Raw genomic sequence first — 17,837 nt, forward strand, 5'->3', positions numbered from 1 at the left:
TGGAATATTCTATTATGTCTAAAATTTATATCAATAATAAAAAATATTATGTAAGTGAATCTGATAATTTGTTAAAAGTATGTCTTTCAATTGGATTGGATATTCCTTATTTTTGTTGGCACCCTGAATTGGGTAGTATAGGATCTTGTCGACAATGCGCTGTAACACAATATCATGATTTTTCAGATTCTCAAGGAAGATTAATTATGTCTTGTATGACTCCTATAACAAATGGATCTATTATTTCCACTAATGATACAATATCACAAACATTTAGAAAAAATATAGTTGAACTTTTATTAACTAATCATCCTCATGATTGTCCTGTATGTGAGGAGGGTGGTAATTGTCATTTACAAGACATGACAGTAATAAATAAACACTATTCTAGAAATTATCGTTTTTTAAAAAGAACACATAAAAATCAATATCTAGGGCCATTTATTAAACACGAAATGAATCGTTGTATTAGTTGTTATCGTTGTGTTAGATATTATAAAGATTATGCAGACGGAAATGATTTAAATGTTTATGGTGCTAATAGTAATATTTATTTTGGACGTATAGAAGATGGAGTTCTGGAAAACGAACATTCAGGTAATTTAGTAGAAATATGTCCGACTGGAGTATTTACTGATAAAACACATTCAAAAAAATATAATCGAAAATGGGATATGCAATATGCTCCCAGTATATGTCAAAATTGCAGTGTAGGTTGTAATATTAGTATAGGAGAGCGATATGGTGAAATACGTCGTATAGAAAACCGATATCATCAAAATATAAATCATTATTTTATTTGTGATTTAGGACGTTTTGGATATTCACAAAATTATTTAAAAAAACGTCCGAAAAATCCTTCTTATGTAGTTAATAATAAGTTAAATATATTAAATTTTAATGATGCAATAGAAAAGAGTGTAAATTTTTTTCAACATTATAAAAACGTAATTGGTGTTGGTTCTGTACGTACTAGTATAGAAAACAATTTTGCATTACAAGAATTAGTAGGGGAAAAAAATTTTTCTCATGGCATGTCAATTAAAGAAGAGTCTTGTGTCAATTTAATTTTAAGTGTTTTAAAAAATAATGAGTTTTATATACCTTCTTTAAAAGAAATTGAAAGTTATGATGTTATTTTAATTATAGGAGAAGATTTAACACAAACCTCTCCTCGTGTTGCTTTAGCAGTTCGTCAAGCTATTAAAAAAAGAGCTAAAGATATAGCTGTATTGAATGGAATTCCTAAATGGAATGCTTCTGTTGTATCTAGTATTGCAGAAAATTATAAAAATTCTTTATTTATTACTCATACACATGAAACTAAATTAGATGATATTTCTGAATGGTGTTATTTTGGTTCAACATATGATCAATCAAAGTTTGGTTCTGCAATAGCATATAATTTAGATCCAACACTTCCAATTGTTCAAGGTTTAAATTCTTATTTACTTGAAAAAGCCTCTCTTATTTCAAAAAAATTGCTTAATGCAAAAAAAACATTAATTATTTCAGGTACACATTCATTCAGTACATCTATTATAAAAACAGCTATTAATATAGCTATATCTATTAAAAAGAAAAAAGCTAATCATGTTGCTATGACTTTTTTAACTTCTTCTGCAAATACGTTAGGTTTAGCATTAATTGGAGGTATTTCAATAGAAGAAGCATTTAAACAACTTACTGAAAAAAAAGCAGATGCTGTAATATTTATGGAATACGATTTATATCGTTATATTTCTAAATATAATTGTGATATTTTTTTTAAAAATAAAAAAAATATTTTATCGATAGATCACCAATATACTAAAACTTATAAAAGTTCTGCAATTAATTTGCCCTGTCTGAATTTTTCAGAAAGTTCTGGAACCATAATAAATTTTGAAGGTAGAGCTCAGCGTTTTTTTCAAGTTTATGATCCAATGTTTTTTGATAAAGAAAACTGTCTTTATGAGAGTTGGAAATGGCTACATTTAATTAAATGTAAATCTTTAAATAAAAAGATATCTTGGTTTAATTTAGACGATGTTATTTTATCCTATACTAATAAATATGCTATATTTAAAAACATAAAAATATATTTACCTAATGCTGATTTCCGAATAAATAATCAAAAAGTTGCTCGATCTCCTAATCGTTATAGTGGTCGAACAGCCTTAAAATCTCATATTAATATTCATGAATCTTCACAACCCAAAGATATCAATACTATGTTTTCTTTTTCAATGGAAGGTTTTAATCAACCCCATAAAGCTTTTTCATATATTCCATTTGCTTGGTTTCCTGGTTGGAATTCACCACAAGCATGGAATAAATTTCAAGTAGAAGTTGGAAAAGAATTAATATCTGGAGATTCAGGTATTCGTTTATTTCAAGATAATAAAAAAATTTTAGATGCTTATTTGAATTTTAAAAATACTATTCAAAAAAAATGCTGGTATATAATTCCTTATTATAATATTTTTGGTAATGAAGAATTAACACAATATTCAGATACTATTCAAAAAAATATACCATTACCATATGTTTTAATTAGTGAAGCAGATGGGTTAGAAATAGGTTTAAAAAAACATTCTGTAATAGAATTTTATTGTTTAAATAAAATTTTTCGCTTAAATATACGATTTTCTAAGAATTTAAATAATAAACAAATTGGATTACCTATAGGAAGAAAAGGTTTTCCTATTGATCTTGTTGGAAAGAAAATCAAATATATAAGGGAATTTGTTAAATGAAATACTTTGGAATAGATATATTCGAAATATTTTTAATTTTTTTAAAAATTATGTCATTTGTTGTTTTAATTGTATTTTTTTCAGCAATGCTCAGTATTTTTGAACGTCGATTATTAGCATTTTTTCAAAATAGACATGGTCCTAATCGTGTTGGTTATTTTGGTAGTTTGCAATTATGTGCTGATATGATTAAAATTTTATTTAAAGAAGATTGGGTTCCAAAATTCAGTAAAAAATTTATATTTATTTTGTCTCCAGTTATATCTTTTGTTTCTTTATTATTCATAATTCCAATAATTCCATTTATTCCTAACCGTCCATTAATTAATTTAAATATAGGAATATTATTTTTTTTAATGATGGCAGGTTTATCTGTATATGCAATATTATTTGCGGGGTGGTCTAGTCATAATAAATATGCTTTGTTAGGAGCGATTCGCGCTTCTGCTCAAACTTTAAGTTATGAAGTTTTTTTAGGTTTGTCATTAATGGGTGTTGTTGCTCAATCAGGTTCGTTTAATATACTTGATATTATAAATCATCAACAAAAAATATGGAATATTATACCTCAATTTTTTGGGTTTTTATCTTTTTTTATAGCTGGATTAGCTGTTTGTCATAGACATCCATTTGACCAACCTGAATCTGAACAAGAATTAGCTGATGGTTATCATATTGAATATTCTGGTATGAAGTTTGGTTTCTTTTTTATCGGAGAATATATTTCTATTGTTGCTATTTCATCTTTAATAACAGCATGTTTTTTAGGTGGATGTTTCGGTTTTGGAAAGCCTAGTTTTTTTTGGTTTTTTATTAAAATGATGTTTTTTATTATTTTATTTATTTTAATTAGGGCATCTTTACCAAGACCAAGATATGATCAGATGTTGTCTTTTGGATGGAAAATATGTTTACCGTTAACATTGTTAAACTTACTTGTAACAGCTTTTTTTGTATTAATATAAACTATGTTAAAAGAGATTTAATTTATGAATTTAAAAAAAGTCATTATTGGATTTTTTACACAAATAAGAAGTATTTGTATGATTTTTTTGAATATATTTTCTAAATCTGAGACTAAATTGTATCCAGAAGAAAAAGTTTATTTACCTCCTAGATATCGTGGTCGTATTATATTAACAAAAAATCTAGATGGAGATGAGCGTTGTGTTGCATGTAATTTATGTGCAGCAGTTTGTCCGGTCGATTGTATTTCTTTACAAAAATCTGAAAAAATAGGTGGTCGTTGGTATCCTGAATTTTTTAGAATTAATTTTTCTCGTTGTATTTTTTGTGGTTTATGTGAAGAAGCTTGTCCTACTGCTGCTATTCAATTAACTTCAGATTTTGAATTATCAGATTTTGAAAGGAGTAATTTAATATATGAAAAAAAAGATCTATTAATTTCTGGTCCTGGAAAATATCCTGATTATGATTTTTATAATTTTTCTGGTGTACTTATTAATGGTAAAAAAACAGGTGAAACAAATATAGAATCATTGCCTGTTAATGTAAAAACTTTATTACCATAAATAAAAAGGAGATTATTAAATGAATTTTGTTTTTTATACATGTTCTTTCATAGCGATTATTTCTACTTTTTTAGTAGTTATCCAGAAAAATGCAGTTTATTCTTTGATATATTTAATAATTTCATTGTTATCAATATCAGGTGTTTTTTTTACCATTGGTGCTTTTTTTGCAGGTGCACTTGAAGTTATTATATACGCGGGAGCAATTATAGTTTTATTTGTTTTTGTAATAATGACACTTAATCTTGGTCAAAAAGATGAAATAAAAGAAAAAAAATATTTACATCCTATTTTTTGGATTTTTCCAAGTATTTTAACATTGATTTTATTTATATCAATGACATATGTTATTTTTTTTCTTAAAAAACAAAAAATAAACTTTTTTTTAATGAACACTAAGATTATAGGTATTAGCTTATTTGGTCCTTATTTATTATTAGTTGAACTTTCATCTTTTCTTTTATTATCTGCCTTAATTGTGGTTTTTCATATTGGCACTGAAAAAAAATTAAATTCAAAAAAATAATCATAACTTATTAATTTCATAAGGATAACGATTTATGATTTCTTTGTTTCATGGTTTATTTTTGTCATTAATATTATTTATTTTGGGTTTAACATCTCTTATAGTTCGTCGTAATGTGTTATTTATGTTAATTGGTTTAGAAATTATGATGAATGCTGCTGCATTAGCCTTAGTTGTAGTCAGTACATATTGGAAGCAACCAGATGGATATATAATGTACATTCTTGCTATTACATTAGCAGGTTCGGAAGCTAGTATAGCATTGGCATTATTACTTCAATTATATAGAAATAAAAAAACATTAAACATTAATGTTTTAAGTGAGATGAGTGGATGAATATTATTTTTTTAATAATTTTATTTCCATTAATTGGTTTCTTTATTTTATCTTTTTCACAGGGACTTCTTTCTAAAAGAAATATATCTAATATAGGGGTTTTTTCTATATTTTTATCTTTTCTTGTTACTACTTTTTATAGTATAACTTTTCTTAATTATTCTTCTAAATTTTTGGTTCAAACATTATGGCATTGGATAAATATTAATACAGTTAGAATAGATTGTAATTTGATTTTAGATGGTTTATCTTTAAGTATGTTAGAAGTTGTTACAGGAGTTGGTTTATTAATACACATTTTTTCTGTTTGGTATATGAAAGATAAAGAAGGATATTCGCGTTTTTTTTCTTATACTAATTTATTTATAGCAAGTATGTCTTTATTAGTGTTGGCAGATAATTTAATATTTATGTATATTGGATGGGAAGGTGTTAGTATATGTTCTTATTTATTAATTGGTTTTTATTATAAAAATATTATTAATAATAAATTTGCGTTAAAAGCTTTTATTTTGACACGAATTTCCGATATATTTTTAATTATTTCAATTTTTTTAATATATGAAAAATATGGTACGTTTAATTTTCAAAGAATTAGTTTTTTGTCAAATTTTATTTATACAGATACTGGAAGCATAAGTTTAATAACATTACTTTTATTAATTGGTGTAATTGGTAAATCAGCACAATTTCCATTACAAACTTGGTTATCAGATGCTATGGTTGGACCATCTCCTGTTTCTGCTTTAATTCATGCTGCAACTATGGTAACAGTAGGTGTTTATTTAATAGCTCGAACACATTTTTTATTTTTATTAACGCCTGACATATTATATTTAATAAGTTTTATTGGTGTTTTAACAATAGTATTTTCTAGTTTTTCTGCATTAGTTCAGACAGATATAAAACGTATTCTTGCATATTCTACTATGAGTCAAATAGGATATATGTTTTTATCATTAGGTGTAAAAGCATGGTCTGCTGCAATTACACATTTAGCTATGCATGCTATTTTTAAAACATTATTATTTTTATCGTCTGGTTCTTTGATTATATTATGTAAAAATGAAAAAAATATATTTAAAATTTCTCAAATGAACATAAATTGTCCTATTGTATGTGCTAGTTTTATTTTTGGTGGAGCATCTTTAATTTCGTTTCCATTAATTACAGCAGGTTTTTATAGTAAAGGTAATATTTTATTTAGTGTTTTACAAAGTGGTTATATTAATTTATTTTTATTTGGCTTGCTTGGATCATTATTAACATCTATTTATACATTTAGAATGATTTTTGTTTTATTTTATAAATCTCGCTTTTCTCGTTTTTCGTATAAAAAAAATTTAACACATAATATACCATTGTTAATTTTATTAATATTTTCTACTGTATTTGGAATTTATTTAATACCTTCGTTATCTTTAATATTTCCTACATTTGAACATTCTTTTAAAGAAAAATTTTTATTTGAATTAATATCTAGTTTTATATCACTTATTGGTATTTTTATTGCATATTATTTATGGATTAAAAATACAAATTTAATTGTTAAAATACTAAAATTAAAATTTTTTAGATCTATATATTATTTTTTATTAAATGGATGGTTGTTTGATTTATTATATAATTTATTTTTTGTTAACTTATATTTATTTATTACTAATTTTTTATCATCAGATCCATTTAATAAAATTAATAGTTTTTTAATTAGTCTAATTAAAAAGTTTAATATGATTTTATTAAAAACTGTTAATGGAAACATAAAATGGTATATAGCATCAATGCTATTAGGTATTAATTTAATTTTTATATTAATTTTATTTTTATAAAAAATTTAGTTCATTAATTATCTCAAAGTTTTTAATGAAATAGTTTATATAAATCATAGGAATATATATCTGATGTTGCTTTCTTTATTGATTATCATTCCATTTTTTAGTGGTTTTATTTCTTTTTTTTCTTTTAAATTTAATAAATATATTAGTCGTTATATTGCTTTAATAAGTTTAATATTAACATTTTTAGTTTTTATTAAAATATGGATATGTGTAGATTTTAAAATATATCAATTAGATCATTATCCTCATTGGAATTATGAATTGATACTACCTTGGATACCTAGATTTGGAATTGAGTTTCATTTAGCAGTTGATAGTTTTTCAATTATCATGTTATTTTTAACTTTTTTTTTAGGTATAATTGCTATTTTATGTTCATGGAATGAAATTAAAAAAAATCAAGGATTTTTTTATTTTAATGTTATGTTAGTTTTAACTGGAGTTATCGGTATTTTTATTGCTTGTGACTTATTTTTATTTTTCTTTTTTTGGGAAATTATATTAGTTCCTATGTATTTTTTAATATCACTATGGGGGAACAATAAAAAAGATAAAAAAAATTCTATACATGCTGCTAATAAATTTTTTATATATGCACAAATATCTGGCTTAATAATGTTAATGTCAATTTTGTTATTAGTTTTTAGCTATTATCAAAAGACGCATATTTTAACATTTAATTATAATTTATTGATATTTAGTTCAGTTAATTTATATATACAATATCTTGTTATGTTTGGTTTATTTGTTGCATTTATTATTAAAATGCCTATTGTTCCATTTCATGGGTGGTTATTAAATTTTCATTGTGAATCTTCATATTGTGGTACAGTAGACATAATTGGTGCTTTATTAAAAATAGCTCCTTACGCGATGTTACGTTATAGTATGACAATTTTTCCAAATACAATACAAAAATTTGCTCCAATTGCAATGGTATTAGGTTTATTTAGTATTTTTTACGGAGCATTACTTGCATTTTCTCAAACAAATATTAAACGTTTAATTGCATATGCCTCAATTTCTCATATGGGTTTAATATTAGTTGCTATTTATAGTAATAGTGAAATTGCTTTTCAAGGAGTGGTTATACAAATACTATCTAATAGCATATCTACTGCTGCCTTATGTATTATATCTGGACAAATTTATAAATATTTTAAAACACACAATATTCTTGAAATGGGGGGTTTTTGGTCTAATATTTATTGGATTCCTGCTTTTTCTTTATTTTTTGCTTTAGCAAATTTAGGTCTTCCAGGAACAGGTAATTTTATTGGTGAATTTTTAATTTTGTTTGGAATATTTAAAACATATTCCATTGTTTCAATTTTTGCAGTTATAAGTATTCTTTTTTCTTCAATTTATTCGTTATATATGATTCAAAGAATTTATTATGGTCCTGTTAAAAAAAATTGTTCAACATTATTTCCTAATATTAAAGAAATTTTGATACTAATAATATTAGTTTTATCATTAATTTTTTTAGGTTTAATGCCTCAAAAAATATTAAATATTTCACAAGATACTATATCTTCTATATATTATTTTCAAAAAGAGTTTATTAATTCTATTTTAAAGATAAGGTTATGATACATAATGATAATAAATCTAAAAGAATTAACCGCTTTATTTCCCTTATTGATTTTAATAGCAAGTGTAGTAATAGTTATGTTATATATTGCTTATAAGCGAAATCATTTTATAATTTTTCTACTTAGTATATTTGGTTTAATTATAACATTATTTTCATTATGTTTTTTATTTTCAAATGTTCCTATTGATGTTACTAGTTTATTTCATATTACTAAATATTCTATTTTGTACATTAGTATTATTTTAATTTCTAGTATTGCTACTTGTATTTTTTCATATAGGTGGCTCTTAAATTATCCTTTTAATAAAGAAGAATTTTACTTACTTCTTCTTCTATCAACATTAGGTTCAATTTGTTTGACTATTTCTAGTCACATGTCATCAATGTTTATTAGTATTGAATTAATGTCATTACCGATTTTTGGTTTAATTGGTTATTCAAATTATGTAAAATATTCTTTAGAAGCATCTTTTAAATATCTTATTTTATCTTCTATATCTTCTGCATTTTTATTACTTGGTATTGCTTGGATTTATGCAATTTCTGGTAATCTTAGTATTTCATATATAAACCATGTTTTATTATTTGCATCTAGTAATGAAAAACTGGTTTTATTATTTGGAATACTAATGGTATTAGTTTCTTTTTTATTTAAATTATCATTAGTTCCATTTCACTTATGGACATCTGATATATATCAAGGAACGCCTTCTTCGATTTTATCATTTTTTTCTGTTTCAGGAAAAGTCGCACTTTTTAGTGTTTTATTAAATATATTTTCATATAAATCCATTATTAACAATGAAATATTATATTTTATAATATCATTAGTAAGCATTTTTTCTATATTATTTGGAAATTTGATGGCTATTTTCCAATCTAATATTAAAAGATTCTTTGGATATTCATCAATATCACATTTAGGTTATTTATTAATAATATTGCTTGTTTTAAAAAATAGTTATGTTTTTTCTTTAGAAACAACATTCATTTATTTGTTTAACTATTTATTTATTAATATTGCATATTTTGGTGTTATTCATTTTTTTTCAAATTCATCTAATGATATAGATACAATAAGTTCATATAAAGGTTTGTTTTGGTCGCAACCTCTTCTTAGTAGTATTTTTACAATTGTTTTACTTTCTCTGGCTGGAATTCCTATGACCTTAGGTTTTATTGGAAAGTTTTATATTTTATCTATTATAATAAAACATCATTTATGGTTAATTGGTTTTATTTTTATATTTGGAACTATATTAGGTATTTATGGTTATTTTAGATTAATTATTAATTTATATTTGAAATCATCAGATAAATTATTGAATAGTCAAATTATATCTAATATTTGTATTAGCAATTTATCTAAAATTTTAATATTATTTTCTGGAATAATTTTGTTAATATTAGGATTATATCCAAATCCGTTAATATATTTAATAAAATTAACTGAATAATATATGATTAATAATTATATATTGTTTTATTATAAAAATTTGACTATTTATTAATAGTTTTTCTTAAAATCAATTGACAATTAAATAAAGAGTTATTTAATGACTAATTTTTTTTTAGCTCCATTATTTTTTTTGGAGTATTTTTTTTAATTTTAATTAATTTTTTTTTTAAAAAGTATGGTTTTATAAATAAAATTAAACATTTTTTTTATTTATATCATTGGATTTTTATTTATTTTTTTTCTTTTTTATTATTTATTTGTATATTTTGGAGTGTTTTATACCATATTAATGGAATCAATATAGCTAATAAAAACATTATTTTGTTTTTAACTAGTTATTTATTAGAAATTATACTTTCAGTAGATAATATTTTTGTTTGGTTTTTAATATTTAAATCGCTTAATATACCAATTATTTATCAAAAAAAAGTTTTATTATATGGCTCATTAGGAGCTTTTTTACTACGTTTTATATTTTCTTTTTTTGGTTTTTTTTTATTTTCTCGCTGGCATTGGATATTATATTTTTTTGGAGGCTTGTTTGTTTTTATTAGTTTTAAAACATTTTTTTTAAGAAGTAAAAAACAAAATGAAAATGAAAAAATAAATGTAATCTTTTATTATTTTTACAAAATATTTAGAATAAGTGAAAATGTTTACTGTGAAAAGTTTTTCTTAAAAATAAATAACAAAATATTTTTTACTCCTTTATTCCTATCTTTAGTTCTTATAGAATTTAGTGATATTATTTTTTCAGCAGATAGTATTCCTGCTATTTTTACTATTACTAATAATTTATTTATTATTTTAACATCTAATATTTTTGCAGTTTTAGGCTTAAGGTCTATGTACTTATTTATAGTACCAATAATAAAAAAATTTCCTATTTTTGAGTATGCCTTATCGTTTATTTTAATGTTTATAGGATGTAAAATATTATTTGAAAAATTTATAATTATTTCAACTTTTTTAACATTTAGTATTATATTAATAATTTTAATTATCGCATTCACAATAAATATGATTTTTTATAAAAAAGAATGATATTGTATTATTTACTTATATTTAATATTTTTAAAAATTTATATAAGTAATATTTTTTAAATAAGTTGGAAATATGTATAAAAAAAATTTTTCTTTTTCTATGTGGATTGAATATTTAGAAAAATTAAAAAAAAAAAAAGAAATTTAATAGATGTTAAATATATTGCAAAAAAGTTAAATTTATTAAATTTGAATTCTTTTTTTTTTACTATAGGTGGCACAAATGGTAAAGGAACAACATGTGCTATGTTAGAAAATGTATTATTAAATTCAGGTTATCAAGTTGGTTTGTATACATCTCCACATCTTTTTCATTTTGTAGAAAGGGTTAGAATTAATGGTGCATATCTTCCGGAAATAGAATATGTTAATGCATTTCTTAAAATAGATTCAGTAAAATTAAATTATTCACTAAGTTATTTTGAATTTGTTACACTTGCAGCATTATTATTATTTAAACAATATTCACTAGATGTTATTATATTAGAAGTAGGTTTGGGTGGAAGATTAGATGCTACTAACATTATAGAATCAAATATATCTGTTATTACTAATATAGGAATTGATCATACTGCAATTTTAGGTGCGAATAGATTTAGCATAGCAAGTGAAAAAGCAGGAATTTTTAAAAAAAACAAAATTTCTATTATTGGTGAAAAAAATATTCCATATTCTCTATATGAAATAGCCAAAAAAACTCAAACAAAATTAAAAATAATTAATCAAGATTGGTATTGGGAAGAATATAACAATACTTGGAATTTAATTCATTCAAAAATAGAATTATATAATTTACCAATACCTCAGATACCCCTAGCAAATACTGCGATTGCTTTATCAGCGTTATTTTATTCAAATCTTAAAATTAATAAAGAAATATTAATAGATTCTATATCTGAAGTAAAATTACAAGGTAGATTTCAAGTTATTTCTTATGCACCTTATATTATTCTTGATGTAGCTCATAATGCTCATGCTGCTTCATATCTTTCGAAGAAAATTAATCAAATAGGCATAGAAGGAAATATATATGCAATATTTGGTGCATTTAAAGATAAAGATATTTTATCAATTATTTATCCATTAAAAAATCAAGTACATGCTTGGTATACTTCTACTTTACCAATAGATAGAAGTGCTAGTGTTAAGCAATTGAAAAATATTTTACCCGTTGAGAATACATTTTTTTTTAGTAGTATTTATAATGCTTGGAATAGTTTAAAAAAAATAATAACTAGGAAAGATATGGTATTAGTTTTTGGTTCTTTTGTTACTGTTTCAGAATTTATTTCTATAAAAAATAAAAAATAGAATAATATTATTTTTTGGAAAAAATATGATTTTAATAGATTTTATTATTCTTACTATTATTTTATATTCTGTTTTTTTGGGGGTTTTAAAAGGTTTTTTAAAAGAATTAACATCTACTTTATTTTGGTTTTTTTTTATTTACTTTTTTATTAATTATACATATTTTAGTTCTTTTTATTCGAATACTTTTTTAAAAAAAAATAGTTATCTGGTCATTTCAATTATTATTATTTTTTTTTTATTATAAGAATGGCAGTTAATTGTATTTTAAAAAAAATAATTAAAAAATTTAAATTATTATATGTAAATGTTATTTTTGGAGGTTTATTTGGTTTATTTCGCGGAATAATATTAGTATATTTTTTACTTCTTTCAATTAGTAAATGTAGTAAAACTATTTATTTAAGTTTATTAAATAAATCTTATTTAATTAATTTATTTGTTTCAATCACTTTAAATCATAAATTTTAGTTTTTATTTCAAATTTTTTAAAGTACTAAGCACATTATTTTAATAGATATAGTGTGCTTAGAATTAATTTATTAATGTTCAAACATTGCAGAAATTGATTCTTCATTACTGATACGTCTTATGGCTTCAGCTAACATACCAGCTAAAGTAAGAGTGCGTACATTTGGTAAAGATTTAATTTTTTCTTGTAAAGGTATAGTATCACAAACAACAACTTCATCAATAACAGAGTGTTTTAAATTTTCTGATGCTTTTCCTGAAAAAATAGGATGTGTAGCATATGCAAAGACTCTTTTTGCTCCTCTTTCTTTGAGAGCTTCTGCAGCTTTACAAAGTGTTCCTCCAGTATCAATCATATCATCAACTAAAATACAATCTCGATTTGCAACATCACCAATAATGTTCATAACTTGAGAAATATTAGGACGCGGTCGTCTTTTGTCTATAATTGCCATGTCAGTATCATAGAGGAGTTTGGCAATTGCTCTTGCTCTTATTACACCACCAATATCAGGTGATACAACTATAGGATTTTTTAGTTCTCTTTGTAACATATCTTCTAAAAGAATTAAACTACCAAATACATTATCTACAGGTACATCAAAAAAACCTTGAATTTGCTCAGCATGTAAATCTACTGTTAATACACGATCTACTCCAATACTAGATAAAAAATCAGCTACAACTTTAGCTGTAATTGGAACACGTGCAGATCGTACACGTCGATCTTGACGTGAATATCCAAAATATGGAATTACTGCAGTAATTCTACCAGCTGAAGCTCTTCTTAAAGCATCTACCATTACAACAAGTTCCATAATATTATCATTTGTTGGAGAGCAAGTTGATTGGATTATAAAAACATCACTTCCTCTAACGTTTTCATTAATTTGAACGCTAATTTCACCATCGCTAAATCGACCAACAGATGCATTCCCTAAGTTTATATAAAGTCGATGAGCAATAAACTTTGCTAGTTTTGGAATAGAATTTCCAGCAAATAATTTCATATCTGGCATAAACAACCTTGTTTTTTATTTTTTATTTAAATATTGAATTTTTAATTGAAAATATGTGTTTTTTTTTCATAAAAAATATGATGTAATGGAGATATATCAACACTTTTAGCAATAAATCCTTCTATGTTTTTAGGGAGTAAAGAAAATATTTTTTCAGCGGTTATTTTATCATTAAATTCTGCAAAAACACAGGATCCTGTTCCAGTTATTCGAGTTGGCGCATAAAGAGATAATATAGAAATTAATTTTTTTATTTTCCTAAATTTTTTGGTTACTATATTCTCAAAATCATTACTAAATGGAGATGATAATAGTAATTGTATTGGTTTTTTTTGAGTTTTATTTTTTAAAAGAAAACTTGAAAATATATTTTTTGTTAAAATATGAATTTTAGGATAAATAACTAAATACCATTTTTCTTTTCTTTTAATAGGATGTATTATTTCTCCTATTCCTTCAATAACAGATGTTTTACCCATAACAAATGCTGGAATATCCGATCCTATTTTAAGACTAAACTCAGCTAATTCTGTTAATGTAAATTTTATTTTCCATAATTGATTTAATACAATTAGTACTGTTGCAGCATTAGATGATCCACCTCCTAATCCGCTTCCTATAGGTATTTTTTTATTTAAAAATATTTTCGCTCCAAGATTAGTGCAATTAGTTTTTTTATAATATAATGCTTTTGATTTTAACAATTGAGCTGCATTAATAATAGTATTTTCTCTATTTAAAAATAGTTTTTTTTCAGAAAATAGTTCAATATTTCCTGTTTTATTTGGAATAATTTTTAATGTATCACCATAATTAAGAAATTGAAATAAGCTTTGTATACTATGATATCCGTCTGAACGAATACCTGTAACGTATAAAAATAAATTAATTTTTGCAGGAGAAGGCCATGTATGTATCATTTATGTTTATTTTTAAAAAATTCTTTTTATGTTAATATTTATGAAAATTATACTAAAAATCATTAAAAATGATATAATCATTTGGATCAGAAGAATTTAATTTTTTATTTATTTATTATATTTTTATTTTTATTGATTTTTGCAGTAATATTATTTTATTTATTTTTTGTATTTTAAAAGGATAATATTATATGAATTCTTCTATTATTAACAAATTAAAATCTTTAAAATATCGTTATCAAGAAATTGAATTATTGCTTACTCAAAAAGATATTATATCAAATCAAGATAAATTAAAAACTTTATCTAAAGAATATTTAAAACTTTCTGAAGTTGTTAAATATTTTGTGGAATGGGAAAAAAAAGATTATGATATAAAAAACATTAGAATGTTATTTGATGATCAAGAAATGTATGATTTAGCAAAAGAAGAATATTATATACTTAAACAAGAAAAAAAAAAATTAGAAAAAAAAATTAAAATATTATTATTACCTGAAGATCCTAATGATCAACATGATTGTTTTATTGAAATTAGGGCTGGTACAGGTGGAGATGAATCGTCTATTTTTGCAGGTCAATTATTTAGAATGTATATAAGATATGCTGAAAGTTATATGTGGAAAACAGAAATTATGAGTTCTAGTGAAAATGAAAAAGGAGGATTTAAAGAAATAATACTTAAAATTACAGGAAAAGGTGCTGCTGGTCGTTTAAAGTTTGAATCGGGAGGACATCGTGTTCAAAGAGTTCCAGAAACTGAATCGCAAGGCAGAATTCATACTTCTACTTGTACTATTGCTGTAATGCCTGTTCGTCCTAAAACAGAAAAGGAAGAAATTAATTTGTCTGATTTGAAAATTGACACTTTTCGGTCCTCTGGTGCTGGTGGACAGCATGTAAATACAACTGATTCAGCAATTAGAATTACTCATTTACCTACTGGTAATGTAGTAGAATGTCAAGATGAAAGATCACAACATAAAAATAAAGCTAAAGCTTTATCTATTTTATCTGCTCGTTTATATACTCAAAAATTAGCACAAAATAAAAAAGAAAATTCTTCTATGAGACGTACTTTATTAGGTAGTGGCGAAAGATCCGATAGAAATAGAACATATAACTTTCCTCAAAATAGAATTACAGATCATAGAATTAATTTAACTATATATAAATTAGACGAAGTATTAGAAGGAAAATTAGATTTTCTTATAAAACCAATTATTCAAGAATATCAAGCAGATATGCTTTCTTCTTTATCTAAGTTAAGAAGATGAAAATACACCAATGGTTAAAACACACAATTAAAATATTCTCTCATCTTCAATATCCTAAACACGAAGCTGAAATATTATTAGGTCATGTTTTAAAACGTTCACGTTCTTGGATTGTAGCTTTTGATCAAACAGAATTAAGTGAATTAAATCAAATGCAATTAAAAAATTTTGTTGATCGAAGATCTATAGGAGAACCTATGGCGTATATATTAGGAAAAAAAGAATTTTGGTCTTTATCATTACGTGTATCCCCAGATACATTAATTCCTAGACCTGATACAGAAATTTTAGTTGAAACAGTATTAACTAAAATTGAAAAAAATCATAGATATATTCTTGATTTAGGAACTGGTTGCGGTACCATTGCATTAGCACTTGCAAGTATTTGTTCAGATTTTCATATTACTGCTGTTGACAATTCAAATAAAGCTATTAAAATAGCTAAAATAAATGCGTTGGAATTGAGTTTAAATAATATTGTTTTTTTTTACAGCGACTGGTTTTCAAAAATAAATAAAAAATTTCATATCATTGTAAGTAATCCTCCATATGTTAGTTTAAAAGAAATGAAAATATTAAAAAAAAATTTTATTTTTGAACCGATTCAAGCATTATTATCAAAAAAAAATGGACTACAAGATATCGAGTTAATTATAAAAAAATCAAAAAAATATTTATTTAATGAAGGATGGCTTATCATTGAACATGGATGGAAACAAAAATGTAAAGTTCAATTTTTATTTAAAAAATATAATTTTTTTAATATAAAATCTTATAAAGATTATGGAGGTAATGATCGTGTCACTATTGGTCAAAAAAAATAATAATGTGTTTAATTTTATTTTAAAAATATAAAAATTTTAAATTACAAAAAAATAGTTTAAAATATTTCAAAATCATAAAAATAAATTTTAAATTTATTTATCATCTAAAATATTAATACAATAACATGAAATCTTTTTCAAAAAATAATTTATCTAAATTATCACTTTTTGATTCTATTATATCTATTTCTCAATTTATTCGAGAAGATTTTCCTATAGATTTTGTAGTCTTAGAGATGTGTAATAAAATTAAAGAAGCAAAATTTTATATTTCAACTGAAATTGAACCAAATCAAAAATTAAAAAAGTTATTAAATTTATTTTATAAAAATTGGAATTTTGGTGGAGCTAGCGGTATTTATAAGCTTTCAGATGTATTATGGATTGACAACGTTTTAAAAACCAAGCAAGGTACTGCAGTTTCTTTAGGCATTCTTTTATTACATATTGCAAAAGAATTAAAATTACCGTTAGATCCTGTGGCATTTCCGACTCAATTAATATTAAGAGCAGATTGGCCAGATAAAAAAAAGTGGTTAATTAATCCGTTTAATGGTGACATATTAGATCAACATACATTAGAAGTTTGGTTAAAAGGAAATATCAGTCCAACAGCTGAATTATATGAAAATGATTTATACCAAGCTGAATCTATTACTGTTGTTCGAAAAATGTTAAATACTTTAAAATCAGCATTAATGGAAGAAAAAAATATGGAGTTGGCACTAAATGTTAGTAATGTTCTTTTACAAATTGATCCTAATGATCCATATGAAATTCGTGATAGAGGTCTGATTTACGCTCACTTAGATTGCAATCATGTCGCTTTAACAGATTTACTTTACTTTATTGAAAACTGTCCAGAAGATCCTATCAGTGAAATCATTAAAGTACAAATTCACTCTATTGAACAAAAAAAAATGATATTACATTAAATAAAAATA

General features: G+C 23.6%; 15 protein-coding genes. 13 read left to right on the top strand and 2 right to left on the bottom strand.

What is annotated here, in order from left to right:
* Window positions 1–14 precede the first annotated feature (14 nt).
* From nuoG to folC, 10 genes are all read left to right on the top strand, one after another.
* Window positions 15–2,738 (top strand): NADH-quinone oxidoreductase subunit NuoG, encoded by a 2,724-nt coding sequence (gene nuoG / locus D9V64_RS00805; RefSeq protein ID WP_158366371.1) that lies wholly within the window; start codon window positions 15–17, stop codon window positions 2,736–2,738.
* Window positions 2,735–3,703, top strand: a complete 969-nt coding sequence (gene nuoH, locus D9V64_RS00810) for an NADH-quinone oxidoreductase subunit NuoH (RefSeq protein WP_158366373.1) — start codon at window positions 2,735–2,737, stop codon at window positions 3,701–3,703. Before nuoG ends, nuoH begins: the two co-directional genes overlap by 4 nt.
* A gap of 24 nt (window positions 3,704–3,727) precedes the next feature.
* The gene (nuoI, locus tag D9V64_RS00815) at window positions 3,728–4,270 is read left to right on the top strand and encodes an NADH-quinone oxidoreductase subunit NuoI (RefSeq protein WP_158366375.1); all 543 of its coding nucleotides are present in this window, start codon (window positions 3,728–3,730) and stop codon (window positions 4,268–4,270) included.
* 19 nt (window positions 4,271–4,289) lie between these two features.
* Entirely contained in the window at window positions 4,290–4,796 is a 507-nt protein-coding gene (gene nuoJ, locus D9V64_RS00820) for an NADH-quinone oxidoreductase subunit J (protein WP_158366377.1), read from the top strand.
* A gap of 34 nt (window positions 4,797–4,830) precedes the next feature.
* A complete protein-coding gene (gene nuoK / locus D9V64_RS00825) occupies window positions 4,831–5,133 on the top strand; it encodes an NADH-quinone oxidoreductase subunit NuoK (RefSeq protein WP_158366379.1) in 303 nt (100 codons plus the stop codon).
* Window positions 5,130–6,962, top strand: a complete 1,833-nt coding sequence (gene nuoL / locus D9V64_RS00830; RefSeq protein WP_158366381.1) for an NADH-quinone oxidoreductase subunit L — start codon at window positions 5,130–5,132, stop codon at window positions 6,960–6,962. The genes nuoK and nuoL overlap by 4 nt, the downstream gene beginning before the upstream one ends.
* Before the next feature lie 72 nt (window positions 6,963–7,034).
* On the top strand, window positions 7,035–8,564 hold the full coding sequence (locus D9V64_RS00835) for a NuoM family protein (protein ID WP_158366383.1): 1,530 nt from the start codon (window positions 7,035–7,037) through the stop codon (window positions 8,562–8,564).
* Between the two features lie 6 nt (window positions 8,565–8,570).
* Window positions 8,571–10,025 carry an NADH-quinone oxidoreductase subunit N gene (locus D9V64_RS00840; RefSeq protein WP_158366385.1) on the top strand — a complete coding sequence of 485 codons (1,455 nt, stop codon included), beginning with the start codon at window positions 8,571–8,573 and terminating at the stop codon, window positions 10,023–10,025.
* Window positions 10,026–10,348: 323 nt separating this feature from the next.
* On the top strand, window positions 10,349–11,071 hold the full coding sequence (locus D9V64_RS00845) for a TerC family protein (protein ID WP_187308567.1): 723 nt from the start codon (window positions 10,349–10,351) through the stop codon (window positions 11,069–11,071).
* 189 nt (window positions 11,072–11,260) lie between these two features.
* Complete coding sequence (gene folC, locus D9V64_RS00850) at window positions 11,261–12,382, top strand: bifunctional tetrahydrofolate synthase/dihydrofolate synthase (protein WP_261979784.1); 1,122 nt, start codon at window positions 11,261–11,263, stop codon at window positions 12,380–12,382.
* A 542-nt stretch (window positions 12,383–12,924) separates the two neighbouring features.
* Here the strand turns inward: folC and D9V64_RS00860 are convergent.
* Together D9V64_RS00860 and ispE are read right to left on the bottom strand one after the other, a co-directional pair.
* Window positions 12,925–13,872 carry a ribose-phosphate pyrophosphokinase gene (locus D9V64_RS00860; protein ID WP_158366391.1) on the bottom strand — a complete coding sequence of 316 codons (948 nt, stop codon included), beginning with the start codon at window positions 13,870–13,872 and terminating at the stop codon, window positions 12,925–12,927.
* 41 nt (window positions 13,873–13,913) lie between these two features.
* Window positions 13,914–14,792 (bottom strand): 4-(cytidine 5'-diphospho)-2-C-methyl-D-erythritol kinase, encoded by an 879-nt coding sequence (gene ispE, locus D9V64_RS00865; protein ID WP_158366393.1) that lies wholly within the window; start codon window positions 14,790–14,792, stop codon window positions 13,914–13,916.
* A 191-nt stretch (window positions 14,793–14,983) separates the two neighbouring features.
* Between ispE and prfA the strand changes: the two genes are divergently transcribed.
* From prfA to sirB1, 3 genes are all read left to right on the top strand, one after another.
* A complete protein-coding gene (gene prfA, locus D9V64_RS00870; protein ID WP_158366396.1) occupies window positions 14,984–16,069 on the top strand; it encodes a peptide chain release factor 1 in 1,086 nt (361 codons plus the stop codon).
* Window positions 16,066–16,893 (top strand): peptide chain release factor N(5)-glutamine methyltransferase, encoded by an 828-nt coding sequence (prmC, locus tag D9V64_RS00875; RefSeq protein WP_158366397.1) that lies wholly within the window; start codon window positions 16,066–16,068, stop codon window positions 16,891–16,893. The genes prfA and prmC overlap by 4 nt, the downstream gene beginning before the upstream one ends.
* Window positions 16,894–17,018: 125 nt before the next feature.
* Window positions 17,019–17,828, top strand: a complete 810-nt coding sequence (gene sirB1, locus D9V64_RS00880; RefSeq protein WP_158366399.1) for an invasion regulator SirB1 — start codon at window positions 17,019–17,021, stop codon at window positions 17,826–17,828.
* The last annotated feature ends 9 nt before the right edge of the window (window positions 17,829–17,837 follow it).

The sequence above is a fragment of the Buchnera aphidicola (Aphis nerii) genome, from assembly GCF_005083105.1.
Taxonomy (GTDB): domain Bacteria; phylum Pseudomonadota; class Gammaproteobacteria; order Enterobacterales; family Enterobacteriaceae; genus Buchnera; species Buchnera aphidicola_AS.